The sequence below is a fragment of the Halorubrum luteum genome, from assembly GCF_054652935.1.
On record NZ_BAAIGT010000002.1, the window covers coordinates 2,068,027 to 2,091,828 of the forward strand.

31 protein-coding genes are annotated in these 23,802 nt (G+C 66.9%); 16 read left to right on the forward strand and 15 right to left on the reverse strand.

Annotated elements, in window-relative coordinates; all coding sequences use genetic code 11:
- Nucleotides 1-187 precede the first annotated feature (187 nt).
- The 5 genes from nucS (at nucleotide 188) to ACYQ0R_RS10180 (ending at nucleotide 5,106) form a co-directional block, all read left to right on the forward strand.
- Nucleotides 188-1,012, forward strand: a complete 825-nt coding sequence (gene nucS, locus ACYQ0R_RS10160) for an endonuclease NucS (RefSeq protein WP_459823210.1) — start codon at nucleotides 188-190, stop codon at nucleotides 1,010-1,012.
- Between the two features lie 74 nt (nucleotides 1,013-1,086).
- On the forward strand, nucleotides 1,087-1,617 hold the full coding sequence (locus ACYQ0R_RS10165; RefSeq protein ID WP_459823213.1) for a 50S ribosomal protein L16: 531 nt from the start codon (nucleotides 1,087-1,089) through the stop codon (nucleotides 1,615-1,617).
- A gap of 1,090 nt (nucleotides 1,618-2,707) precedes the next feature.
- Complete coding sequence (locus ACYQ0R_RS10170) at nucleotides 2,708-3,214, forward strand: DedA family protein (RefSeq protein ID WP_459823216.1); 507 nt, start codon at nucleotides 2,708-2,710, stop codon at nucleotides 3,212-3,214.
- A gap of 112 nt (nucleotides 3,215-3,326) precedes the next feature.
- Complete coding sequence (gene cysS, locus ACYQ0R_RS10175; RefSeq protein ID WP_459823218.1) at nucleotides 3,327-4,835, forward strand: cysteine--tRNA ligase; 1,509 nt, start codon at nucleotides 3,327-3,329, stop codon at nucleotides 4,833-4,835.
- A 139-nt stretch (nucleotides 4,836-4,974) separates the two neighbouring features.
- Nucleotides 4,975-5,106, forward strand: coding sequence for a hypothetical protein (locus ACYQ0R_RS10180; RefSeq protein ID WP_459823221.1), 132 nt, complete (start codon nucleotides 4,975-4,977; stop codon nucleotides 5,104-5,106).
- 37 nt (nucleotides 5,107-5,143) lie between these two features.
- Here ACYQ0R_RS10180 and ACYQ0R_RS10185 read toward each other — a convergent pair whose 3' ends face one another.
- Together ACYQ0R_RS10185 and ACYQ0R_RS10190 are read right to left on the reverse strand one after the other, a co-directional pair.
- On the reverse strand, nucleotides 5,144-5,335 hold the full coding sequence (locus ACYQ0R_RS10185) for a heavy-metal-associated domain-containing protein (RefSeq protein ID WP_459823224.1): 192 nt from the start codon (nucleotides 5,333-5,335) through the stop codon (nucleotides 5,144-5,146).
- A 164-nt stretch (nucleotides 5,336-5,499) separates the two neighbouring features.
- A complete protein-coding gene (locus tag ACYQ0R_RS10190) occupies nucleotides 5,500-5,958 on the reverse strand; it encodes an Hsp20/alpha crystallin family protein (protein ID WP_459823226.1) in 459 nt (152 codons plus the stop codon).
- 175 nt (nucleotides 5,959-6,133) lie between these two features.
- Between ACYQ0R_RS10190 and ACYQ0R_RS10195 the strand changes: the two genes are divergently transcribed.
- Entirely contained in the window at nucleotides 6,134-6,457 is a 324-nt protein-coding gene (locus ACYQ0R_RS10195) for a hypothetical protein (protein ID WP_459823229.1), read from the forward strand.
- A gap of 34 nt (nucleotides 6,458-6,491) precedes the next feature.
- On the opposite strand, the gene ACYQ0R_RS10200 is transcribed toward ACYQ0R_RS10195, so the two are convergent.
- The 12 genes from ACYQ0R_RS10200 to ACYQ0R_RS10255 form a co-directional block, all read right to left on the reverse strand.
- Entirely contained in the window at nucleotides 6,492-7,166 is a 675-nt protein-coding gene (locus ACYQ0R_RS10200; RefSeq protein ID WP_459823232.1) for a nucleotide-binding protein, read from the reverse strand.
- Nucleotides 7,163-7,987: a DUF7857 domain-containing protein gene (locus tag ACYQ0R_RS10205; protein ID WP_459823235.1), complete on the reverse strand. Its 825-nt coding sequence runs from the start codon at nucleotides 7,985-7,987 to the stop codon at nucleotides 7,163-7,165. Before ACYQ0R_RS10205 ends, ACYQ0R_RS10200 begins: the two co-directional genes overlap by 4 nt.
- A 24-nt stretch (nucleotides 7,988-8,011) precedes the next feature.
- A complete protein-coding gene (locus ACYQ0R_RS10210; protein ID WP_459823238.1) occupies nucleotides 8,012-8,839 on the reverse strand; it encodes a DUF7856 family protein in 828 nt (275 codons plus the stop codon).
- On the reverse strand, nucleotides 8,839-9,177 hold the full coding sequence (locus ACYQ0R_RS10215) for a DUF7855 family protein (RefSeq protein WP_459823241.1): 339 nt from the start codon (nucleotides 9,175-9,177) through the stop codon (nucleotides 8,839-8,841). The genes ACYQ0R_RS10210 and ACYQ0R_RS10215 overlap by 1 nt, the downstream gene beginning before the upstream one ends.
- Nucleotides 9,178-9,258: 81 nt before the next feature.
- Nucleotides 9,259-9,546: a DUF7854 family protein gene (locus ACYQ0R_RS10220; protein ID WP_459823244.1), complete on the reverse strand. Its 288-nt coding sequence runs from the start codon at nucleotides 9,544-9,546 to the stop codon at nucleotides 9,259-9,261.
- Nucleotides 9,547-11,649, reverse strand: a complete 2,103-nt coding sequence (locus tag ACYQ0R_RS10225) for a minichromosome maintenance protein MCM (protein WP_459823247.1) — start codon at nucleotides 11,647-11,649, stop codon at nucleotides 9,547-9,549.
- Between the two features lie 183 nt (nucleotides 11,650-11,832).
- Nucleotides 11,833-12,819 carry a tyrosine--tRNA ligase gene (locus ACYQ0R_RS10230; RefSeq protein WP_459823250.1) on the reverse strand — a complete coding sequence of 329 codons (987 nt, stop codon included), beginning with the start codon at nucleotides 12,817-12,819 and terminating at the stop codon, nucleotides 11,833-11,835.
- Nucleotides 12,820-12,924: 105 nt separating this feature from the next.
- Nucleotides 12,925-13,503, reverse strand: a complete 579-nt coding sequence (locus ACYQ0R_RS10235) for a GTP-dependent dephospho-CoA kinase family protein (RefSeq protein WP_459823253.1) — start codon at nucleotides 13,501-13,503, stop codon at nucleotides 12,925-12,927.
- Nucleotides 13,504-13,522: 19 nt separating this feature from the next.
- On the reverse strand, nucleotides 13,523-13,720 hold the full coding sequence (gene spt4 / locus ACYQ0R_RS10240) for a transcription elongation factor subunit Spt4 (RefSeq protein WP_459823256.1): 198 nt from the start codon (nucleotides 13,718-13,720) through the stop codon (nucleotides 13,523-13,525).
- Nucleotides 13,720-14,301, reverse strand: a complete 582-nt coding sequence (locus tag ACYQ0R_RS10245) for a DNA-directed RNA polymerase (protein ID WP_459823259.1) — start codon at nucleotides 14,299-14,301, stop codon at nucleotides 13,720-13,722. Before ACYQ0R_RS10245 ends, spt4 begins: the two co-directional genes overlap by 1 nt.
- Before the next feature lie 31 nt (nucleotides 14,302-14,332).
- A complete protein-coding gene (locus ACYQ0R_RS10250) occupies nucleotides 14,333-14,731 on the reverse strand; it encodes a DUF188 domain-containing protein (RefSeq protein WP_459823262.1) in 399 nt (132 codons plus the stop codon).
- A gap of 1 nt (nucleotide 14,732) precedes the next feature.
- Entirely contained in the window at nucleotides 14,733-15,956 is a 1,224-nt protein-coding gene (locus ACYQ0R_RS10255) for a translation initiation factor IF-2 subunit gamma (protein ID WP_459823264.1), read from the reverse strand.
- A 254-nt stretch (nucleotides 15,957-16,210) separates the two neighbouring features.
- Here ACYQ0R_RS10255 and ACYQ0R_RS10260 point away from each other — a divergent pair, with 254 nt between their 5' ends.
- The 10 genes from ACYQ0R_RS10260 to ACYQ0R_RS10305 all read left to right on the forward strand — a co-directional run bounded on the left by ACYQ0R_RS10260 (nucleotide 16,211) and on the right by ACYQ0R_RS10305 (nucleotide 23,421).
- Nucleotides 16,211-16,678, forward strand: coding sequence for a DUF5810 domain-containing protein (locus tag ACYQ0R_RS10260; protein WP_459823266.1), 468 nt, complete (start codon nucleotides 16,211-16,213; stop codon nucleotides 16,676-16,678).
- A gap of 36 nt (nucleotides 16,679-16,714) precedes the next feature.
- Complete coding sequence (locus ACYQ0R_RS10265; protein ID WP_459823269.1) at nucleotides 16,715-17,143, forward strand: DUF5809 family protein; 429 nt, start codon at nucleotides 16,715-16,717, stop codon at nucleotides 17,141-17,143.
- A 175-nt stretch (nucleotides 17,144-17,318) separates the two neighbouring features.
- Nucleotides 17,319-18,122 carry a class I fructose-bisphosphate aldolase gene (locus ACYQ0R_RS10270; protein ID WP_459823272.1) on the forward strand — a complete coding sequence of 268 codons (804 nt, stop codon included), beginning with the start codon at nucleotides 17,319-17,321 and terminating at the stop codon, nucleotides 18,120-18,122.
- On the forward strand, nucleotides 18,122-19,015 hold the full coding sequence (locus tag ACYQ0R_RS10275) for a class 1 fructose-bisphosphatase (protein WP_459823274.1): 894 nt from the start codon (nucleotides 18,122-18,124) through the stop codon (nucleotides 19,013-19,015). The genes ACYQ0R_RS10270 and ACYQ0R_RS10275 overlap by 1 nt, the downstream gene beginning before the upstream one ends.
- 84 nt (nucleotides 19,016-19,099) lie before the next feature.
- On the forward strand, nucleotides 19,100-20,944 hold the full coding sequence (locus ACYQ0R_RS10280; protein WP_459823277.1) for an acyl-CoA carboxylase subunit beta: 1,845 nt from the start codon (nucleotides 19,100-19,102) through the stop codon (nucleotides 20,942-20,944).
- A 95-nt stretch (nucleotides 20,945-21,039) separates the two neighbouring features.
- Nucleotides 21,040-21,375: a DUF7116 family protein gene (locus ACYQ0R_RS10285; RefSeq protein ID WP_459823279.1), complete on the forward strand. Its 336-nt coding sequence runs from the start codon at nucleotides 21,040-21,042 to the stop codon at nucleotides 21,373-21,375.
- A 92-nt stretch (nucleotides 21,376-21,467) separates the two neighbouring features.
- Nucleotides 21,468-21,668, forward strand: coding sequence for a dodecin (locus tag ACYQ0R_RS10290; protein ID WP_459823280.1), 201 nt, complete (start codon nucleotides 21,468-21,470; stop codon nucleotides 21,666-21,668).
- 82 nt (nucleotides 21,669-21,750) lie between these two features.
- On the forward strand, nucleotides 21,751-22,206 hold the full coding sequence (locus tag ACYQ0R_RS10295) for a DUF2240 family protein (protein WP_459823282.1): 456 nt from the start codon (nucleotides 21,751-21,753) through the stop codon (nucleotides 22,204-22,206).
- Between the two features lie 28 nt (nucleotides 22,207-22,234).
- Nucleotides 22,235-22,693 carry a DUF7993 family protein gene (locus ACYQ0R_RS10300; protein ID WP_459823284.1) on the forward strand — a complete coding sequence of 153 codons (459 nt, stop codon included), beginning with the start codon at nucleotides 22,235-22,237 and terminating at the stop codon, nucleotides 22,691-22,693.
- Nucleotides 22,694-22,737: 44 nt separating this feature from the next.
- Nucleotides 22,738-23,421 (forward strand): hypothetical protein, encoded by a 684-nt coding sequence (locus ACYQ0R_RS10305; protein WP_459823287.1) that lies wholly within the window; start codon nucleotides 22,738-22,740, stop codon nucleotides 23,419-23,421.
- Here ACYQ0R_RS10305 and ACYQ0R_RS10310 read toward each other — a convergent pair.
- Nucleotides 23,418-23,729, reverse strand: coding sequence for an MTH1187 family thiamine-binding protein (locus tag ACYQ0R_RS10310; protein WP_459823289.1), 312 nt, complete (start codon nucleotides 23,727-23,729; stop codon nucleotides 23,418-23,420). The two genes, ACYQ0R_RS10305 and ACYQ0R_RS10310, sit on opposite strands and share 4 nt — an antisense overlap.
- Nucleotides 23,730-23,802 lie beyond the last annotated feature (73 nt).

Sequence of the window (23,802 nt, forward strand, 5' to 3'; positions counted from 1 at the left end):
ATTAACCGGAGTGATTCACACTGATAAGCGTGTCGCCAGTTGGCACACCTCACAACTCCCGTATCCTCTCGCATTCCGGTGGTTTCTTTCCGCGTGGACGGGTTTTCCGCCGATACACGCGCTGAAACCCATCTCTCCGTCATCCGTCCTCACATCTTTTTGCGCCGCGGCTCCGTACTCCGACGCAGTGACCGTCACGAGCGTTCATGATCCGACCCACCGTGAGGCGCTGTGGGAGCTCGAGGCCGCCTTCGAGCGCGGCGATCTGATAAGCGTCTTCGGTCGGTGTACGGTGTCGTACGACGGTCGTGCCGCCTCCGAGCTCGGCTCCGGCGACCGGCTCCTCGTGTTGAAACCCGACGGTGCAGCCCTCGTTCACACCGACGAGGGACGCACACCGGTTAACTGGCAGCCCCCCGGCTCGACACACCACGCCGCCGTCCGCGACGGTCGACTCCGGATCCGCTCCGAGCGAACGAATCCGGACGAGACGCTGCTCGTCCGGTTCAGCGAACTCCACCAGCTCTCCGCGATGGGTATCACCGGCGGCCGTGAACTGGAGTTACACGGCAGCGAGGAGGACCTCAGGACCCGGATCCTCGAGCGCCCGGAGCTCGTCGATCCCGGATTCGAGCCCCGCGAGACCGAGCGTCCCTCCAGTGCCGGTCCCATCGACGTGTTCGGCGTCGACGACGCGGGAACTCCGGTCGTCGTCGAGTTGAAACGCCGACGCGTGGGACCGGACGCGGTGGGTCAGCTCACGCGGTACGTCACCGCGATTCGCGAGGAGTACGGCGTCGATAGCGACGCGCGGAGTGACGACGGCCTAACCGCTGACGGCGACACGGACGGAATCGAGGTCCGTGGCGTGCTGGTCGCACCCTCGGTCACGGATCGCGCCGCCGAACTGCTCGCCGACCGTGGATTCGACCACGTCGCGGTCGGCCCGACCGAGGCGTCCGACGGCGTGCCCGACGAGAGCGAGTCGAACGACGCCAACGATCGGACGTGAGCGGTCCACACGGCCAGTCGGTGTGGTATCGAAGGGTTTATCGCCGCAGCGCGGGCTACATCCGATAAGTAGCCATGTCTGAAAAACCCGCCTCTATGTATCGGAAGATCGATAAGCCGTCGTACACCCGACGCGAGTACATCACGGGGATCCCCGGATCGAAGATCGCCCAGCATAACATGGGCGATCTCTCCGCGGAGCCGGACGACTACCCGGTCGAGATCAGCCTCCGCGTCGAGGAGGAGCTCCAGATCCGTCACGGCTCTCTGGAGAGCGCGCGGCTGTCGGCGAACCGCCACCTGATCAAGGAACTCGGGGAGGGCAACTACAAGATGGTCCTCCGCAAGTTCCCCCACCAGGTCATCCGCGAGAACAAGCAGGCGACCGGCGCGGGCGCGGACCGCGTCTCCGACGGAATGCGACAGGCGTTCGGCAAGCCGGTCGGCACCGCCGCCCGACTGCAGGCCGACGACGTCGTGTTCACGGCGTACTGTGACGTGGATCAGGCTCCCGTTGTGAAGGAAGCGTTCCGCCGCGCGTACAACAAGCTCTCGCCGCCGTGCCGGATCACCGTCGAGCGCGGCGAGAAGCTGCTCGTTGCGTAACGCTCCCTTCGACCCGCTTCTGTACGATGGTGTCATAGAACACTTCACACACTGACACGAGAACCGACCGGTACAGACCTCGCGGCGATCGATCTCGGGCGTATATTGCGCATACGAGAATCGATGTGTGGTTTATAAATGTGTATTCAGCGTGGTGAGGAGTGGTATATAAGTGAGCGGTGGAGCAGAGACCGACTTGGAAGCCCCAGCCGCGACGGCTCGCGCGGCTCGCTGCGCGCTTCAGTCGCTCACTTCGCTCGCTCCTTGCAGTGCTTGCTTCGCCGTGCGTCGCCCTCGCGGCTGCCCCTTCCAGTCCCGCCCCGCACCGCAGCCTCGGACCGCCCCAGCCTCGACCGGAGGGGCCGCCGGAACGCTCGGCGGCCCCTCCGGTCTCCCTCGCGCGCTCGCTCACGGGCCGAAGGCCCGCTCGCGGCGCGCGCCACCGCAACCACAAGCAGAGCATTGTTCGGTTATCAGGTGACGGCGGGCGGTCGGCGCGCGCCTCCGAGCGCTCTGGAAAGAGCGCGAGGAGCGCGTGCGAGGGACGCGGTGAGCGCTCGGAGAGCGCGAACCGCGAGGCTGGGGAGGCGTGAGGTGCGGTTGCGGTGCGGTCGGGTGGGGTTGAAAGGGGCAGCCGGGAGGCGGGCGCAGGCGACACAAGCACTGCAGGGAGCGAACGACGTGAGCGACCGAAGCGCGCAGCGAGCGTGCGCCCGCCTCCCGGCTGGGGCTTTCAGATCGTTCGTCGCGGAGCTATCGCTCCCGCGACTCACTTATAAATCACCTCCAGATCCATCACGCAATCACGTATAAACCACCCATCCACCCTCGTGAGCGACGTACGCCCGAGATCAAGCACGAAGCACGCAGCGTCTCACGGCTGATTCCGGTGTGAATTCATCGAACGAGCTCCGTGGCAAAAGTTCTGACATCCTAGCTTCCGTACTGCTATCGTTCAGTGCCCGCCGAGCGCGAGCTCCCGGTGAGACTGGTCGACGCCGGCCGATCACTTCGGGAAGCTGCGAGCACGTCCGCGGCGTCCCCTCACGCGATTTATCCGTCCCGGCGACGAACCGTGACTTGTTCGGCCATGCTCGACGCGATCATCGACGCCGCTTTCACGCTCCTGTTGTACGTCGGGCTTCCGGCGCTTTTCGTCTTCTTTCTCCTCAAGGGAGCGCTGATCGGGAAGCCGCTCCCGACGTCGGTGTTTCTGCCCGGCTACGTCCTCGCGATCGGGGCTGACCGCGCGGAGGCCGCGGTGATCGTTCTCGTCTCCTCGACGGGCTACGTCGCCGGACAGCTCGTCGTGTACTCGGCCGCCCGCCGCGGGGGCCGGTCGGCGATCGAGTCGTCACCGCGAGTGTCGATCCCCGATGACCGGCTCGACCAGGTCGAGGAGCTGTTCGACCGGTACGGCGGGCCGGCGGTGTTCGTCACCAACTTCGTTCCGTATCTCCGCGGGCTGATCTTCGTTCCGGCCGGGATAGCGAAGTACCCCGTGCTCCCGCTCGTGGTGTACGCGTTCGCCTCGACGCTGATCTACCACGTCGTCATCGTGGTGATCGCGGTCGGCGCGGTGCGCGCGGTGTTTTGAGACGCACGGAGCACGACCGATCACGGCGACCCAGCCCCGGACCCGACCATCCGGCCGCTTTCGTTCGTCGGATCCGACGGGTTAAAACGCGATCCGCGGCTATCGGCGGGTAATGAGCTTAGTCGTTACCGACACCCTTGCGGACGAGCGCGTCGAGTTCACGGCCGACGGCGACGTCACGCTCTACGTCTGTGGTCTGACGGTGTCGGACGACCCGCATCTCGGACACGCGCGCCTCTGGTTCCACGCGGACGTGCTCCACCGCTGGCTTGAGCATCTCGGCTACGACGTCCGCCACGTCGAGAACGTCACCGACGTCAACGAGAAGATCACCGCCCGAGTCGGCGAGCACGAGGAGTGGACCGCCGAGCGCGACGTCGCCGAGGCGTTCACCGCGAGCACGTTCGCCGCGATGCGCGGACTCAACCTCCTCCGAGCGGAGGTGTACCCTCGCGTCACCGAGCACGTTCCGGAGATCGTCGACCTCGTCGAGACGCTCGTCGAGAAGGGGTACGCCTACGAGTCGAACGGCTCGGTCTACTTCGACGTCACGCGCTTTGAGGGGTACGGCGCGCTGTCGAACCAGGAGGTCGAGGAGCTGGAAGCCCAAGGCGAGCCGGCCGAACGAAGCGAGAAGCGGAACCCGGCGGATTTCGCGCTCTGGAAGGCCGGCGGCGTGAGCGAAACCGCGGCCCGCGAGCACGCCAAACACAACCACGGTGAGTGCGTTCCCGCCGGCGAGACGTGGGACGCCCCGTGGAGCGAGGGACGGCCCGGCTGGCACGTCGAGTGCTCCGCGATGTCGATGACCCATCTCGGCGACACGCTCGATATCCATATGGGTGGCCGCGACCTGGTGTTCCCGCACCACGAGAACGAGATCGCCCAATCGACGGCGGCCACGGGCGAGAAGTTCGCCCGCCACTGGCTCCACGTCGGACTCCTCGAGATGGACGGAGAGAAGATGTCCTCGTCGATCGGCAACTTCTGGACCGTGCCGGACGCCTTAACGGAACTCGGCGTCAACGTGATCCGGACGTTCTACGCCGGCGCGGCGTACCGCTCCGAGCAGGCGCTCACCGAGGAGACGATCGCGGAGGCCGAGGAGCGCTGGCATCGCCTCTCGCGGACCCACGACCGTGCGGTCGAGGCGCTCGACTCCGTCGACGCTCGGAGCAAGGCGACGGATGAGGAGCTTCGGGCGGCCGTCGAGCGAACCCGGACGGCGTTCACCGAGGCGATGAACGACGACCTCAATCTCCGGGAGGCGACCGCCGCACTCCTCGATCTCACCGACGCCGTGAACCGGCACGTCGACGCAGTGGACGGTAACGGCGCAACACCCGACGCAGCTCCCGAAGCGTACGATTACCGCGGGCTTCGCGGAGCGGTCGAAGCGTTCGAGGAGCTCGGCGGCGACGTGCTGGGCCTCCAGTTCGGGTCGACGTCCGACGGGGAGGTCGATCTGGCCGGCGAGCTGATCGAGCTCGTACTGGACGTCCGCGAGGCCGAGCGCGAGGCGGGCAACTACGAGCGGGCGGACGAGCTGCGGGACGCGCTCGCCGACGTCGGCGTCGACGTCGAGGACGGCGAGGACGGCGCGAGCTACCGGCTCGAGTAGCCGGAACACGGACCATACACGAAACGCGGACCCACGGCTTCCTCTCGGTTCGCGACGGCCGCTCAGCGCCGCCACTTATAAACGAGTTATACTGATAAGCACAATCTCCGTGCTGGTCCCGCCACGAACTACACACGTGATGCACCCCACTCGCCCGGATGCGGACGACGAATCGACGAAGACGGACGATCCGGACCAGTACCTCCCCGCTATGCCGCCGAAAACGGTTGTCCGAGCCCTCCGGCGGCTCGCGAACGCGGTTGCCAAGTAGGGTCGTGCCCGGGGCCGGAATCGCTCGGCTCCCGCTATCAGGCCGTCGCGTCGTACCCGGCTTCCACGATCGCGTCGACCACGGCGTCGATGTCGATGTCGCCCTCAACGGTCGCGGTTCCCGCCTCGTGGTCCGCGCTCGCGGACTCGACGCCCGGGAGCGCCGTGAGCGCGTCCGTCACGTTCTCTTCACAGCCGCCACAGGCCATGCCGTCTACTTCGATCTGCATGTCCACGAGTCCGAGCGCGACGACCAATTAGTTTTCTTTTGATCGGCCGGTCGTTTCGTCCCTCGTAGAAACGCCGTCCGCGTCGACTACTCGACGTCGATCCGGTGTCCGTCGCGATCCTCGGAACGCCAGCGACCGGGTGGTCGGCGCGACACTCGCCCTGGCTAGTCGATGTCGATCCTGTGGCCGCTCGCGTCCGTCGCCGATCGCTTCGGGAGCGTGACGGTGAGCACGCCGTTGGTGTACGACGCGGTAGCTCCGTCGGGCTTCACCGGAGCGGGAAGCGGGATCCGCCGGGACACAGCACGGGTCCGCCGTTCACGGACGTGGTATCGCACGTCGTCCTCCTCGTCATCAGCCCCGTCCGCGTCGGCGTCGGTTTCGGACGCATCCTCCCGCGTTGCTGCGATCGTGAGGGCCTCGTCGTGGAGCTCGACGTCGATCTCCTCGCGGTCGTATCCCGGAAGATCTGCCGTCACCCGTATCTCCTCGTCGTCCTCGGCGACGTCGACCGCGACATCCGCCGACATCGGCGTTTCGAGCGTGCCACCGAGCTCCTCGAACTCCCGGCCCATTCGCTCGAACAGCTCCTCGATCTCGCGGAACGGATCTCGTCGGGGCATACGATCGCCGGTTTGTCGCGGACGGACTTGAACCCACGGCCACGGCCGACTCCGACCCATTCGGTGACGACGGTCGAGCACGGATGACGAGTGTCAGCCGCGTAGCCGACGCTTCGCGACCATTGCCGGCGAATCGGGGGGAAGGTTCATACGGTCCCGCGTGCGAGCTGAACACATGGAGCGGGTTGGTGTGACCCTCGACGACGAGCTTGCCGGGTCACTCTCTCGATACGCCCGTCGTCGCCGGATCAACAGAGACGTGGCGGCCGAACGCCTGCTGGCGGCGGCGCTCTCGGAGTGGCGCGTCGACGACGCAATCGAGCGGTTCGCTCGCGGCGAGATCGGATTCGCACGTGCAGCCGCGGTCGCGAACGTCGACCGGTGGCGGTTCGGAGAGCTGCTCCATCGGCGCGCGCTCGGGGGCGATCGGCCGACTGACGGGGTCGAGAGCTGCGTTGGTGTGACCGACCACATCGCTCGCCCAGCCGTCACGGAGTAGCGATCCGCTCCCCGTCTCGGACGTCCCCGTACGTTCACCGTCGAACGTTCCTTCGGTCGTCGAGTGGCAGTCGGTCCGACAGTGCTTCGATCGCCGCCGCGGCGGCGCTATCCGGCGCTGACCGAACAACCGGACGCTCCGCTTCGACCGACCGCCCGACTCGTGGATCCGCCGGAAGTGCCTCAGTCGGCGCTTCGAGCGCGTCGGCGATCGCCTCCATGGGTGGCTCCGACGTGACTCGGTTGACCGCACAGCCGACGAGTCCAGCGTTGAGTTCGCGGGCAAGCGCTCGCGTCCTGAGCGCGTCCGCGAGCGCGAACGCCCGGGGTGAGACGACGAGCAGGCAGGCGTCCGCAACCGCGAGCGGAACCCCTGCGTCGGCTCGCCTTCCAGCCGGGCAGTCGACGACGACGCTGCCGAACTCCCGTTCCAGCGTTCGGAGCGCATCGGCCAAGCGGGTTAGATCGCTCGCTCGCGCTCCGGCGAGCGTGCGCCCGCAGGGAACCACCTCGACCGGACCGGCCCGAATCGTCTCGGTGACCGCTGCCGGCCCGGCGAGCACGTCGTGAAGATCCGGACCGTGTCCTTCCGGAAGATCCGCCATCCCGAGGTCGGCGTCCACGACGACACCGTCGATCGCGGCGGCGACGTTGTACGAGAGCGTCGTCTTTCCGACGCCGCCCTTGCCGCCGGAGACCGCGAGGATCACGACAGGCGCTCCAGCGCATCGGTCGGGACGTCCGCACGCTCGGCACGCGCCGCCAGCGCGTCGGCCCGATCGCTTATCCGGCGGAGCCGGGCAGCGTCCCCCTCGAGCCGCGAGTCGAGCTCGGCGATCGCGTCGACGCCACCCGCCGCAGCGACGACCGTCGTCGCCGTCGCGACGTCCGCATCGACCAGTCGCTCACCGCGCCTGATCCGTCGTTCGACGGCGTCCAGCCACGCCTCCGCTCGATCCGGGTCCGCCGGATCGTCGAGCTCCGCCCGCCGCGCATCGGCCGCTCCGGACGTGTCATCCGCATCCGCCGTTACGTCGGCGATCTCTGCCACGTCGCCGGTCTCCGCCACGTCGATCCCCGCCACGTCGTCCGTGGTCGTGTTGTTCGACTCACCGCCCGCGCCGACCGAGTCGTCTCTCGGCCCGACCGACCCGGCTTCCTCGGGGGCGGCCGGAACGGCCTCCCGTGGTGGACGATACGTGCCGAGCTCTCGAACCGCGTCCGCGGCGGTCGGTGACGGATCCTCGCCTCCCGCCTCGGCAGCCTCCTCGACCGTGAGCTCCACCGGCGGATCGACCGGTTCCGCGGGAGTCGCGTACCCGAGTGCGCGTCGCTGGTCGGGATCGAGCCGAACGGTTACGCCGTCTTCGTCCCAGCCCGCTTCTGGAACGCCGCCACGACGCGGCGGCAGCACGGGACCGTCGAGCCGATTCTGCAGTCGGACGCGGCGTGGAACTGCCTCGTCGTTGTGGAGTCGACACCGAACTAGCGACACTCCATCTTCTCGTTCGACCCCCCACGAGAGCTCCATACGCCGGATCGCTCGGAATGGTATTTAACGAGTGGGACGACTAATCGGCGCGTCGAGCAGGAGTTCCGGCGCGGCGTTCGAGGCCCTTGATAGGGTCTCGACGGCGCGCTCCGACAACACCACCGGCTCCGACAGCTCGGCGATCCGAACCGCTGCGAGCGACGCCGGGAGAGCCGGACCGTCGTACTCGGTCGGTCGGCTCCCCGTATCCGGACGATCTCCGCCGGACGTGACCGCGAGCGCGTCGCGAAACGCCGGGTACACCTTGCGTGACAGCTCGCGTCTCGCTCGCCGCAGCAGATTCGCTCGGCGATCCTGCAATCGCAGTCGGCGCTCCCGGGCATCACGTGCGGTGCGCGCCAGCTCCCGCTGTCGTTCGAGCGCCTGTTCGGCCGCGACGCGCTCGGTCTGTGCATCCGACAACGCCGCGGCCGCGTCCTCCAGCGCCGCGAGCGCATCGTCGGTATCCGCCTCGACGGTCCGGCGTGCACGAACCTCACCACGAGCCGTGGCCACGCGCTCTTTCAGCCGATCCTCCTCTCCGGTCGCCGCCGCGACTCGGGCGCGAGCGGCCTCCAGGTCGACATCCGGCACGTCGATCGTCGCGAGCGACTCCGAGACCGCCCGAATCTCCGTCGCCACCGACGATTCATATCCCTTCGACCGTGCGGCTGCAGCCAGCTCGCGATGGAGCGTCTCCCCGGTCGGCACGCGACCGAGCACGTCGTGTGGGTCGACGAATGGGCGCACGTCCCGGTCGACGCCTTCTCCCCGGGCCGAGTCGGATGGCTCGTCACCTCCACAGTCCGTCGCGTCGATCTCCGTGGACTGACCGCGATCCGCGCCCTGCATCACAGCCGCCTCTCTTTTAGACGCTCGGGATCGGGATGATCGGTCCCCGAGGCGAACGCCGCGTACGGCGTCGATTTCGCGTCCCGGTCGGCGTACGCACGCGCCGCCTCCCGAACCTCGTCGTCGACCTCGACGAACTCGTTGAACGGCTCCGTCCGCTCGATCTGTACGTCGCCCCCGTGAGCCTCCCGCAGTCGTAAGGCGAGGAACGCGCCGTACGCGGTCGGTCTGAGAAGCGCCGCTCGACCGAACCGGCGGACGATCTGGTCGTCGTGGCTTCGACAGACGTTGCGAAGCCCGGTTCGTGCCGTCTCCGAATACGTCACGACCAACAGCACGGACTGCGGTGGTCGAGCCGTATCAAAAGAAGTTACGGACCGGTCGTAAACGTGTCAGGAGAAGATGAAAACCGGAGCAGTTCACACCCGTTCGAGGTCGAACTCGGGCCCCCCTTTCGAGTCGAGATCGACACCGGCCGCAGCCAACACGCGTTCGCGAGCCGCGGGCTCGGACGGCGCGATGACGACGGTTCCGTCGACCGGCTCGTCGCCGACCGCTCGAAACACGTCGTCGTCACCGTCGAACTCGGTCGCGTACGTACGGAGGATCGCGGCGACGCGACGCTCGGTCGTGGCGAGGTCGGTCTCACCGTCCTCGAACGCCGTGAGCGCGTCTTCGACGTTCCGAAGTACGGAGATGCGGTCCATCTACGTCGTGCGCAGGTGCCCCTGCTTCGGTTCGTACACTTCGCCTTTCGTCCGGAGCTTCTCGATTTCCTGTTCGGCCTTGGTCTGATCCATCCCGATCTCGCCGGCCCGGTCGAGCACCTCCTCGACGGGTGCGCCCTCCTCGTACTCCTCCTCGATGTCCGCGATGAGCCCTTTGATGTTTTTGATGCGGTCGCGCTGGCTCTTCGAGGTGCCGGTCTCGACGACGTCGGCGTCGAACTGCCCGGTCTCCGGATCGACCCCGATATCCTGCAGACACGATTCGACGATGTCGGTCGCGCGGTCGGCGTCCTCCCGTTCGACCGTATCGGAGAGTCGGACTCGCGCGCTCGCCTCCGAGAGTCGGACGAGCGCCTCGAGCTTTCGCGCCGTGACCGGCACCGGCGCGTCCTCGTCGGCCCCCTTCGCACGGAGGTCGACGTAGAACTCCTCGATCAGATCCTTCGCCTCGTCGGTCATCGTGGGATAACAGTCCCGCTTGGCGTGTGCGATGTACTTCCGGAGCAGCTCCGCGTCGATCTCCGGCGCGACCTCGTCGGTGACGTTTGCGACCTCCTCGGCGGTGAACTCCGAGCTCGGAAGCTGTTCGCGTTGGGTGTTGAGCTCGCCCGCGTAGTTCGTCTTGATGATGTGCTGGGCCAATCGCGCGTCGTGTTCCGGGTCCGGCTGGTCGGTCACCGTGAAGATCAGATCGAACCGGGAGATGAGCGCGGGTTCCAGGTCGATCTGCTCGCCGATCGGCTCGTACTGGTCGAACCGACCGTACTTCGGGTTCGCCGCGCCCAACAGCGAACACCGGCTTTTGAGCGTCGCGTTGATCCCTGCCTTGTTCACGCTGATCTGCTGTTGTTCGAGCGCCTGGTGCATGGCGGAGCGATCCTCCGATCGCATCTTATCGAGTTCGTCGACTGCGGCGATCCCCTTGTCGGCGAGCACGAGCGCGCCGGCCTCAAGCGTCCACTGTTGACCGTCGCCGAAGTCGTCGCGTACGGCTGCGGCCGTGAGCCCCGCCGAGCTGGAGCCTTTCCCCGAGGTGTACACGGATCTCGGCGCAATTTGTCGGATATATGATAGCAACTGGCTCTTCCCCGTTCCGGGATCCCCGATCAGGAGCATGTGGAGGTCACCGCGGATCCGCGAGCCGTCGGGGAGGTGTTTGGTGACCCCCGAGAACAGCTGAAGGATCATCGCGAGCTTCTCCTCCTCGTAACCGTAGATGGCGGGCGCGATGGAGTTCACCATCGCGTCGTAGATGTCGTCGCGGTTGGAGAGCTCTATGATCTCTCGACGGTCCGCGTCGGTGATGTCCATGTCCTCGAACTCCTCGTCCTCGATGGCGATGGCGACGCCGTCCATGTACAGGTCGAAGACGGCGGTCTTTTCGTTGCCCTGCTCGATCTGCTCGATGTGGAGGACCCCGACGCAGGTGACGTGGTCACCGGGGCTCACCTCGCCGGTGATGTCGTCCTCGATGTCGACGTCGAGCGACTGGGGCGTCTCGCCGCCGCGGAGCCCTTCCGGCGACTCCTGAATGCGGAGCTTCTGGGAGTCGATGAACTCCGACTGGTCGAAGTTCACCCGGAACGGCCCCTGGCGTTCACACCCCTGACACTCGTGGGGCTCCTGGAAGCCGCCGTCGGTCTGCGGGATGTACGTCATCGTCCCGCAGCGCTGACACTCGAAGGCGGCCTCCGTCACCTTCGGGCGGACGTCGGTCGCCTTGCGGACGATCCCCTGTACGGAGACGAGCTTGCCGATGTGGTCGTCGTGGACGCGGATGCCGCGGATGTCGATGTTCTCGGGGAGATTCTCGATCCGGACGTGCGCGCGGCCGAGACTGACGTCGGCGGGGAGGTCGTACAGCCGGAGCGCCTCCTCGGCATACTCGCGCATCTGGTCTGGTTTGGTCCGGAAATCCTCCGCGAGGTCGCGGTCGAACTGGTAGAGGTCGTCGTAGTCGACGTACAGCGAGCGCTGCTCGTTCGGGTACCGCTGTGCGAGCGTGCCGATCTCGTCACGGTAGTAGTTCCGATAGAACTGAATGAACCGCTCGGTGAGATCCTGATTCCCGGCCTGAGCCATTACGAACCCCTTTCGTCGGCATCGCCTATGAACTTCATGTTCGCGCGCGGCGGAACTGGTCGGGGCGTTCGGCAGGATGGTGGCGAGGGTCCGCTTGCGATCCACGGTCCGCCGGTCAGCTGGTCAGCTGGTCCGCCGGTCAGCTGGTCCGCCGGTCAGCGGATCCGCGATCCGTCGGTCCGTCTACTCCGCGAGCTGCTCGCGGCCCGGCGCGATGAGACGGTCGAGGTACTCCGCGAGCGCGTCCTTCGCGTCCGCCGGATGGAGCTCGCCGGACTCGAGGTCGGCTTCAAGGGCGTCGTACGCGTCGTACTCGAGGTCGCCGCCGTACTGCTCCGGACGCTCGACGACGACGGCGTCGAACCGAGGAAACACGTGATACTCGAAGATCTGGAGGACGGGATTCTCGCGGTCGTGACCGTGCTCGTCCGACTCGGGGTCGGCCGTCGGCGGACAGTACGCCCCGTTCACTTTCTCGTCGATGCTGTCGCGGGAGTCCTCCATCGAGATGGTGACCCCCTCACTGGAGGACATCTTTCCGACTCCGGAGCCGAGGTCTGCGATCAGCGGCGTGTGGAGGCTCGTGGGTGGCTCGCGGTCGATGCTCGGGAGGACGTCGCGCGCGAGCATGTGGACCTTGCGCTGTTCCATGCCGCCGACGGCGAGATCGACGCCGAGGTACGGGATGTCGAGCGCTTGCATCAGCGGGTACACCGCCTGTGATACCTTTACGGAGTCGCCGGAGGTGATCTCCGCCATCGCACGCTCGGCGCGAGCGAGCGTCGTCTCGAGCTCGAGCGCGTGCAGGTCGAGCGTGTAGTCGTCATCGAGCTGGAAGTCGGAGCCGAGCACGAACTGGGTGTTCGACTCGTCGAGTCCGTACGCGATGAACTGATCGCGCATGCGCTCGGCGGTGCGGCGGATCTCCTCGAACGACCCCTTGTCGTTGAGGTATGCGTGGACGTCGGCGAGAAGTACCGTCACCTCGAAGCCGGCATCCTGCAGATCGATGAGCTTGTTCGCGGTGAGCATGTGACCGATGTGGAGCACGCCCGAGGGCTCGTAGCCGACGTACGCCCGCTTCCCGTCGGGGTCGTCGGCCAGCGCCTCGATCTCCGTCTCGGTGACCACCTCGGCCGCGTTCCGGGTGATCAGCTCGTGGGCATCCATACTCCCGAGTGTGTCGCTCCCGAACATATGACTTCTGGATGCGTGACGGCCGTGAGAGCCGAACCTGATTCGATACCGACGCTCGTTCCGTGATGCCACCGGCGTTCACGCGTCGGGATCGACGTCGACGCCGAGTTCGTGCACGGCGGCTGCGACGTCGCCGTCCAGCGACGTGAAGAGTTCGCGGGCGTGTGCGGTCGTCTCCGACGTGACCGGGACGTGGACCATCCCCTCTCCCGGCTGGCCGTAGACGACCGTCGACCCGTGCGGGGCGGCGAGGATCGCCGGCAGCGCCGCCAGATCCTCCTCACCGTCGACCTCGATCAGTGTGGGCTCCGGCGTCTCGATGGCGTTCCGGAGCGCCGATAGGAGATCCGATGAGAGCGTCGCAGCAGGGTTCTCGACGCGGACGCGCCGAACGTCGGCGGCTGCAAGCGCGGACCGAATCTCCTCGCGAACCGCCTCCCGCTCGGTCTTCCCGTCGACGAGTGCGACGTCCGGAACTCGACCCGCCTCACGGAGGTGATAGGTGACGACGTCGCCGACGGCGACCATCGGCGCGTCTGGCGCGTCGTGGTCGTTCCGGGTGGTCGCAGCCGCGGCGAGAAGCTCGTCAGCGTCGGTCGTCACCGGTCCGAGCGGCCGTTTGAACGCGTCGCGGAGGTCGTCCGGGAGCGTGAGCATTGATGGAGATCCGGGTGGATTACCGGACCTTCAGCGCGTACGAGCCCGGCTTCGAGACGTTCATCTCCTCGGCGATCTCGCTCTCCTCGGGACGGGTGATGATGACGTAGCCGGCCCAGTCCTCGGTGAGCGAGGAGGAGCCGCAGTGCTCGCAGGTTTGGGCGTCGGGATCGTTCACGAGGTGACACTCCCGACACGCGAGCCGGTCTTCGGCCATCAGTCGTCCTCCGCGGCGGGCCCGCTTTCAGCGCGGCGGCGACGCTCGCTTTCGAGCCACGCATGTTTGCCGAGCCCCGGCTGTTTGGCGGTGAGGCCGATCTTCGAGTCGCGCGGGTTGCGCTCGTCGATGCTCTTCGTGACGACCCGAACCCGGACGGCGTCGTCGACGCCGAGCGTCTTATCGGAGTCCGAGGAGGCGAGCTGCTGGTTCGCCCCGTCGAACGTGAGGTACTCGTCGGTGATCTGTGAGACGTGGAGCAGCCCGTCGACCGGGCCGATCCCGACGAACGCGCCGAACTCGACCGTCTCGACGACGGTGCCGTCGACGACCTCCTGCATGTCGGGATCGAAGGTGAGCGCGTCGAACTCGACCTCGTAGTAGACGCCCGGGCGGTTGTGTAACACCGCGCCATCCCCGATCTCTTGGACGTCGATGACGCTCACGACGCTGCCGACCTCCTCGTCCATTCGTCCTTCCAGTTTGTCCTGCAGCAGGGCTTTCACCCGCTGGTCGGTGACGTCCGCCAGATGCTTCGGCGGGACCTCCACCGTATCCTTGAGTCGAACTCGTTTGTACATATGCGTGGGTGTGGTGCGCGGTAAACCTGCGCTACGGTTCCGTTATCGCCAGTGTGTTCCGACCCCTTAAACCGATTACTGGTGCGTTCGCCGCGAGCACCCGCTTCGAGAGGGGGCGATCGTTCGTGACGACGTAGTCGACCCGGTCCGTCTCGACCAGTTCGACCAGCGCGTCGTCGGCGTACGATGCGTCCGTGTCGACCGTCCGTGCCCGCGTCGCCAGATCCGCGCCGACGCCCGCCGCGGTCGCGGCCGAGCCGGCTCCCGACTGGAGCCCGTCGAGCTCCGCGCGGACGGCCGACGGGACGACCGTCTCGTACGTGTCGAGGAGCCGATCGAGCTCCTCGAACAGGCGGACGTTCGCCTCCACCGGCGCCATCAGCGCGCTCGCGTCGAGCGCGACGACGGGCACTCGATCTGGTTCGGTCACGTTACGACAGCGTTCCGACGCCGATGAGCCGCCAGCGCGCGCCGACGCGGCGATTGATCGCGATCTGTGCGCCCGCCTCGGCGCACACGGGACGTTTGAGACTCACCTCGCACTCGCCGTCCCGGGCGCTCGTCACCGCGCCGACCGTCGTCGCGGTGCCGACGGTGAGCATCAGCGGCTCGCCGGTGGAGATCTCCTCGACGTCGCCCTCGCCGACGACGCGGTCGAGCAGATCCACCTGCATCTCGAAGGCGTCGCGAGTCGGCGGGAGCGTTCCGGGCTCTCCGGCGACCTGTCCCGCGAGCGCGTCGCCTTTCGTCAGACTCGGATCGAGACCCGTTCCGACGCCGAGCAGTCCGCCCGGCTCGGCGGCGTCGACCTGCTGATTTCCAGCCTGCAGCGACCGGACGGTGGTTTCGAGCGGTCGCCACTCGGTTTTTCCCTCCTCCTCGACCTGTCGACCGGGACGGATCTCCAGTCCGTCGTCGACCGCCAGCTCGCCTTGCACGAGCGAGCCGCCGACGACGCCGCCTTTGAGCTCCGAGGCGTCCGCACCCGGGCGGTTGATGTCGAACGAGCGGGCGGCGTACATCCGAGCGTCCTCGTCCGGGTCGCGCTCGGGCGTCGGGATGATATCCTCGATCGCGCCGATGAGCAGGTCGAGGTTCACCTCCTGTTGAGCGGAGACGGGGACGATCGGAGCGTCCTCCGCGACGGTGCCCTCGACGAACTCCTGGATCTGCTGGTAGTTGTCGACGGCGCGGTCGCGGTCGACGAGGTCGACCTTGTTCTGGGCGATGACGATGTTCTCGATTCCGATGAGATCCAGCGCCATCAGGTGTTCTTCGGTCTGTGCCTGGGGGACATCCTCCGTCGCGCTCACCACGAGGACGGCCCCGTCCATGATCGACGCGCCCGAGAGCATCGTCGCCATCAGCGTCTCGTGGCCCGGTGCGTCGACGAACGAGACCGTCCGCAGGCGCTCGCTCTCGGAGCCGTCCGGACACTCCTCCTCGACGGTGTAACACTCGGGCTCGTCGACGCCGGGACAACGACGGAACGTCGCGTCCGCGTAACCGAGTCTGATGGAGATGCCGCGTTTCATCTCCTCGCTGTGCTGGTCGGTCCACGATCCGGACAACGCCTGGACGAGCGTCGTCTTCCCGTGGTCGACGTGACCGACGAGACCGATGTTCACCTCCGGTTGTGTATTGGCTTGGGTCACTTTTGAACCTCCTAAGGGAGTTAGTCTTGTGCGAAATTCGCCCCGTGCGAGTGATAAAGTTGCTGTTATAGTGGCGTCGTGGGTCCGATGATCCCGGATCGGTTCGTGGATCGCCATCACTGGGGCGTGGCTACCGTTTCGCGGACGACGACCGATCACCGATGGGCGACCGGCGTCGATGAGAACCCGTCGAGGACGGAGCTTCGGGACCGACGACAACCCCTAAGAGGGTGAGTCGCCTAGGCGGTCCCGAGATGGGATACGCCTGCCCGGTGTGTGGGGTTCCACAGCGCGACGGAGAGCATCTCGCCCATCATCTCGCGTTCACGGCGATGATCCACGGCGACGACCACGAGGCGTGGCTCGACGAGCACGTCGCCGACTGGGCGGACCGGGGTCCGGACGGGCTCGCCGACCGCGTCGTCGACCACGCGAGAGAGGCGGAGTACCACGAGGTGTTCGAGGACACCGTCGACCGCGGACGGCCGGACGTCGACGTGGGCGGCCACGCGGGTCACGGTCGACACGACCACGCCGATCACGGCCGAGCCGGTGGGGCCAGTCCCGCCGTCGACACGTCCGGTGGCACCGATCCCGAGACGGCAGCCGTGATCGAGGAAGCACGCGAACTCACCCGGGAACTGTACGACGAGTCGGAGGGTGCGGAGACGAGCGCGGACGACGCTGCGGGTGCGGCGACGGACGACGATCCGCGGTCGTAGCGCAAACCCTTTTCAGTCGCCCGCCGACGCACGAGTATGGAGACGCACGGAGCGTTCGCGCCGACGACGCGAGCCGAGGCGCTCGAGCGATACGAGGACGCGGGACCGGCCGCCCGCGTCGTGGTTCGGGAGGTGACCAAGGCGATGGAGTTCGACGCCGCCGAGTACGACGAACGGGTCCGACCGGAGGTGATCGAGACGGCTCGCGATGCCATCTTCGCGGAGCTGCTCGTCGTCCACGTCGGCGACCGCACGGAGTTCGACGCGTGGCTCGAGGACGGCGCGTTCGACGACTCCGACGTCGTCCGGCTCGGCTCCGAACACGTCGACCGCGTCGCGTGGCATCCGGTTCCGTTCGCGGACACCGTGATCGCGACCACGTTTCAGGCGGAGCCCGAGGCAGCCATCGGAACGCTCAGGCGAAACGCGTTCGGCCGCGTGTATCGCGACGAGTTTTACGAGTAGATCGAACTGCTACGACGCTTACGAGCAAATCGAATCGTTACTACGGTCGTAGTTACTTGTTTTCGACAGAGTGGACGCGTATATTCACGTCTCAGGCTTTTAAGTCCCTTTTTGCTTCCTCAACGTCCAGCGGAGACCCGCTATTTTTTGTGGATGTGTACGCAGGTATCAGTTGATGATCCCACAGGCCGACAACGCCATCTCACGCAACGGAAAGACGCTGATCCTCGCGTACGACCACGGGCTCGAGCACGGTCCGGTCGATTTTACGCCGAACCCGGCGACGGCGGATCCGGAACGGCTGTTCGAGCTGGCGACCCACAGCGCGGTGACGGCGCTGGCAGTTCAAAAGGGGATCGCCGAGCGGTACTACCCGGAGTACGAGGACGACGTTAACCTCCTGTTGAAGCTCAACGGCACGTCGAACCTCTGGATGGGCGAGCCCGACAGCCCCGTCAACTGTTCGGCGGAGTACGCGGCGGGGCTCGGCGCGGACGCGATCGGTTTCACGCTGTACGGCGGCTCGAACCACGAGGTCGAGATGGCCGAGGAGTTTCGTGAGGCTCAGGAGGGCGCGCGCGAACACGACATGGGCGTCGTGATGTGGTCGTACCCGCGCGGACAGGGCGTCAAAAACGACACCAGCCCCGACACGATCTCCTACGCCGCCCGGCTCGGGCTGGAGCTCGGTGCCGACGTGGTGAAGGTGAAATACCCCGGATCTGCGGAGGCGATGGGCGAGGCCGTCCGCATGGCCGGCCCCACGAAGGTCGTCATGTCCGGCGGGACGATGCGCGACGACGAGGCGTTCCTGACGAACGTCGCGAACGCGATCGACGCGGGCGCGAACGGCCTCGCAGTCGGTCGCAACGTCTTCCAGCGCGACGACCCCGAACGCATCCTCGACGCGCTCGAAGCCGTCGTCTTCCAGGAGGAGGACCCGGCGGAGGCGCTCGCCGCCGCGGAGTCGGCCGACTGATGACGACCACCGACCCGGTCGTCGAGGCGGTGTTCGATGCGGTCGCCGCGACCATGCCGACGATCCGCGAGGCGCTTCCCGGTCGACGCGTCGAAGGGGGCGCGGAGAACCCCTCCGGCGAGACGGTGATGGCCGGCGACGTGTACTCCGACGAGCTGCTGATGGAGGCGCTCGTCGACGTCGATGGGGTCGGGACGTACGTCAGCGAGGAGCGCGAGGCCGCCGTCGATGTCGGCGAGGCGGTCGATGAGGATGCGTACGCGGTCGCGGTCGACCCGCTCGACGGCTCCTCGAACCTCCGCTCGAACAACGCGATGGGGACGGTGATCGGCGTGTACGACGCGCCGCTGCCCGCCACCGGGCGCGACCTCGTCGCCGCCGGCTACACGCTGTTGGGTCCGATCACGACGATGGTCGTCGCCGACGAATCCGGCGTTCGCGAGGAGGTGATCGACGGCGACGCGGGCGGTGACGACGGCTCGGTCTCCCGCTCGGTCGTCGACGACGACCTGACGCTGCCGACCGAGCCGACCGTCTACGGGTTCGGCGGACGCGTTCCGGACTGGCCGGACGCGTTCCATACGTACGCACGCGCGATCGAGGACGAGCTGAAACTGCGGTACGGCGGCTCGATGGTCGGCGACGTGAATCAGGTGGTCACCTACGGCGGCGTGTTCGCGTATCCGGCGCTCGTCGACGCCCCCGACGGAAAGCTCCGACTCTCCTTCGAGGCGAACCCGATCGCGTACGTGATACAGCGCATGGGCGGCGCGTCCTCGGACGGCTCCGGATCGATCCTCGACGTCGAACCCGACGGGATCCACGATCGGGTCCCGCTGTACGTCGGCAACGAGGCGCTGATCGACCGGCTGGAGTCCGCGCTCGACGACTGACTCCTCGGCCGCCGCCGCTCGTTTTTCGCTGATCTGCGGTTCTGCATGGAAAACTGTTTACAATCTCCGGGAGCAGGTCATCGCATGAGAGTTCACGTCGGCACGGCGGCGACGCCGGAGGAGGCCGAGGCGATCGCGCAGTCGCTCGCGGAGCATCTCGGGGTCGACGTCGACGTCCACGTCGGCGACGACGACGAGCCGACGGCGACCGCGGCGGCCCCTGCCGTCGAGTACCCGCTCGATGACGACCTCGGGCCGACTGACCGGGAACGCGAGCTGCGTGCGGAGATCGACGACATTCTCCGGGGCGGCCCCGAGAAGTACCGCGAGCGACTTCCCGAGCAGGGGAAGCTGTTCGTCCGCGACCGCCTCGATCTGTGGTTCGGCGACGAGAATGGAGCCGATCAGAACCGCGACGGCGGAGACGGCCGGGACGGCGACCCCAGCGGCCGGGACGGCGACCCCAGCGGCCGGGACGGCGACCCGGCCGGGCTTCATTTCGAGGACGGGACGTTCGCGGCGTTCGACGACTGGCATCCGAACGCGCCAGGCGGCGACGAACACGACGAAAGCGACCGGGTTCCTGCCGACGGTCTGATCACGGGAGCGGCCGAGTTCGAGGGACGCGACGTCCACTTCATGGCGAACGATTTCACCGTGAAGGCCGGGTCGATGGCGGCGCGGGGGGTCGAGAAGTTCCTTCGGATGCAACAGCGGGCACTCAAAACAGGCAAACCCGTGCTGTATCTGATGGACTCCTCCGGCGGCCGGATCGACCAGCAGACGGGGTTTTTCGCCAATCGCGAAGGGATCGGGAAGTACTACTACAACCACTCGATGCTCTCCGGCGCGGTACCACAGATCTGTGTGCTCTACGGTCCCTGCATCGCCGGCGCAGCGTACACCCCCGTCTTCGCCGACTTCACGGTGATGGTCGAGGGGATGTCCGCGATGGCGATCGCCTCCCCACGGATGGTGAAGATGGTGACCGGCGAGGAGATCGAGATGGCGGATCTGGGCGGCCCGCGCGTTCACGCGCAACACTCCGGCTCCGCTGACCTCGTCGCCCGCGACGAGGAGCACGCCCGCGAGCTCGTCGCGACGCTGATCGGCTATCTCCCGGATGCGGCGGGCGAGAAGCCACCGCGAACGGAGCCGACGCCCCCGAAGTTCTCGCCGGAGGGGATCGACGAGCTGATCCCGGAGTCGCCGACCCGACCGTACGACGTCCACGACCTCATCGACCGGATCGCGGACGCCGAGTCGGTACTGGAGCTGAGAGCCGACTACGGGACGGAGATCGTCACCGCGTTCTGTCGGATCGACGGGCGGCCGGTCGGTATCGTCGCCAATCAGCCGACCGAGCGGTCGGGAGCGATCTTCCCGGACGCGGCGGAGAAGGCCGCGGAGTTCATCTGGACGTGTGACGCATACGAGATCCCACTGTTGTATCTGTGTGACACTCCCGGATTCATGGCGGGCTCGAAAGTCGAGAAGGATGCCATTCTCGAGAAGGGGAAGAAGATGATCTACGCCACCTCCTCGGCGACGGTGCCCACACAGACGGTCGTCGTTCGGAAGGCGTACGGTGCGGGGATCTACGCCATGGGCGGACCTGCATACGATCCGGAGAGCACGATCGGACTCCCCTCCGGCGAGATCGCGATCATGGGTCCCGAAGCCGCGATCAACGCCGTGTACGCGCGCAAGCTGGCCGACATCGACGACCCGGACGAGCGCGCGGCGACCGAGGAGCGACTCCGCGAGGAGTACCGCGAGGATATCGACATCCACCGGATGGCGAGCGAGGTCGTCATCGACGAGATCGTTCCCCCGTCGACGCTCCGTGCGGAACTGGCCGCTCGATTCGCCTTCTACGCCGATATCGAGAAGGACCTCCCGCAGAAGAAACACGGAACGGTGTTGTGACCCGACGGATCCCTGCTTGACGCGGACTGACCGTGTGTCGAACGCTCACAGATCGTGCGAAACTTTATCACGGACGAACACCAATCTCCGAGCAGATGGCCCCTGCGAGCATGCCACCAACGACGGAGGCCAGAGACGTTTTTCGCGAACTGGGATACACCGTCACCGACGACGGGCGAGAGTTCATCGCCGAGCGGAAATGGCGTCGAGTCCTCGTGACGGCGCTTTCTCCCGACGGCGTAGATGATCTTGGGCCGTATCTGGCGGACGGTGGAGAGACACCACGACTTCGCTGTTTCGTCACGTGGCAGGAGGAAGCGGCCGAGCTTCGTGACCAGCTGGTGTCGTTGAAGCCGCCGTACGACTGGGCGGTGATCGGCGTCGAGGGCGACGAGTTCACCGTGATGGAAGGCGCACCCGGCAGTCCGTGACGTCGAGCGGCATCGAGCGCTGAAGCGGGCGGTTCGACCACGACCGATCGTCGCAGGTTTTTATATAACTGTGCGTGCAAGCAGCAGATGAGATGGTCTTCAAAAAGATCACTTTGATCGGGACGAGTACGGAGAGCTTCGACGACGCCGCAGACGACGCGATCGACCGGGCGGAGGCCACGCTCGAAAACGTCTACTGGGCGGAAGTCGAGGAGTTCGGCGTCGAAGTGAAAAACGCCCCGGAGCGAGAGTATCAGGCGGAAGTGGTCGTCGCCTTCGAGCTCGAGGAGTGACGATCGACCGCGCCGGTCGGTCGGCGGACCCGCCTGCGGGGCGGTCCGGTAGGTTTAGGAGGCACGTCACCATCGCTCGCGTATGAGCTTGGAGGTCGCCGTCGCAGTTCCTTTTAAATATAGCGGCGCGGAGCGACTCGGAGAGGGTGAGTTCGTCGTCGCGCTCTCGCTGGAACGCGACTGGTTCTCGCCGGACCAGGCGAAGCGTCTCGTCGACGTCGCGCTCGGTCGGGGGCTCCTCCGCCAGGAGGAGGGTGAACTCGTCGCGGGGTTCGACCCGAACGACGTCACGGTGCCGGAGGGGTACACCCCGGACGAGTCGATCCTCCGCGAGCAGTCCACGTTCGAAGCGGTGCTCGACGCGATCGTTGCAGCCGGCATCGAGAAACAGCGCGCAGTCGCGGGGATCAACGAACGGCAACGCGCGCTTGCGGTCACGATCGAGGCCGCGGCGGTGCTGTACGCGAAAGAGCACGGGGCTGCGGTCGAGAGACTGGCGGCCGACGTCAGAACGGACCTCGCCGACGGGGAGCGATGACTCGAACGGGACCGGGGGCGATCCGCTGATGGTCGACGACCGGCTCTCCGACGGCGTCCGGATCGCACAGCTGCTCGCGTCCGAGGTCGACGGCGACCGAACGCGTCTCCGTCGGCTCCGCGTGACCGACGCCGACCCCGACATCGACGCCACGGCCGACGGCGCGCTCGCGTATCGGGTCGTTCGGGACCGAGACGAGGGTCGAACGAAGCGCAGCGAGTCGACGGATGCCGCCGAGACGGGCACGGAGATCGACAGGGAGAGCGACTCCGGAGCGACGGCGGATCCGGAGTCGGTCGCCGAGGTGTACGTCCACCCCGACCGCGTCCGCGTCGAGTTCGTCGCGGCGGTCGACGCCGTCGCCGACGCGGCGCGCGACCGTGGTCTGCGCGTCCGACCGAAGGCCGTCCGGCCGCCACGAACGCTCGTGTTCGTCGAGGACGGCGCGGAGGTGAAACGGATCCTCCCCGCCTTCGAGGCCGTCTGACGGGCCAACTTCTTATATACGGTAGCGACGCAGTTCGCTTCGAGATGGTCAGTGACTCCTTCGGTCGGCAGCTCGACGCGAACGTCTCCAGACGATCCCTGCTCGGCGTTCTCGCCGGATTGGCCGGAGTCGGACTCGGCGGAACAACGATACTCACTGCCGCGTCGGATCCCGCGGCCGCGGTCGACGGCGATCCGGCTGCCTTCGAGGTCGGTGACGAGCCGACAGTCACGAGCAACGACGGCCGTGTCGACGCCGTGTATCTCTCACCGACGGTCGACGTCGCGTGGACCGACTTCGGTGACGGCGTCGAAGCCGTCCGGATCGCGCTCGCAGTCGGTACCGACGCGGGCGTGGACGAAATATACGCCGAGACACTCACGGCCGCAGCTCCGGATGCGACGCCCGGTGATGTCGCAAGCGTGCAGCCGACCGACGGTGGCGACGACTCACCGACGCTCGACGCGATAGACGGCGGTATCACTGTCGCTTTCGAACGGGTAGACGCGACTGCGCGCGGCGACGCCGTGACGAGCGAGACGCTGAGCGATCCCGATCTGGCCGGCGGGGAGACGGCGACGACGACGCTTGACGTCGTGCTTCGTGCGGACGTGACGGGGGGCGACGACGAGGCAACCGTCGTCCGGACGACGACCGCGGAGCTCACGGTCGACAATCCGCCCGGCGACGCGGCTGCGGGTGGGGAGGTGAACGTGGACGCCGCCTAGCTCGAATCCCTCGCAGGACGCCCGAGGTGGTCTTCGACTGCGTCGACCTTCGCCCGCGCGGACGTCTCGCTCGTCCGCTTGTCGTCGATCTTCAGGACCGTCGACACGCGGTCGGCGTCGACCGCCTTGTGGGCCGCTCCGACCGCCGCCAGCAACGTATCGATGTCGCCGGCCTCGATCACCGTCCCCATCGGGTTCGTCTCGTAGCTCACGTCGAACTCGTCGAGCGCGGCCACGGCTTTCGCGACCTCGCCGGACATGCTTCCCTCGATCACCGGTGCGACGCTCAACAGGGCAACGACCGTCATATCGGATCCGCACGTGCCGTCAGGATAAATAGGGTCCGTCGTGAGGGCGTACCGATCGCCGAGTGTGACTCTC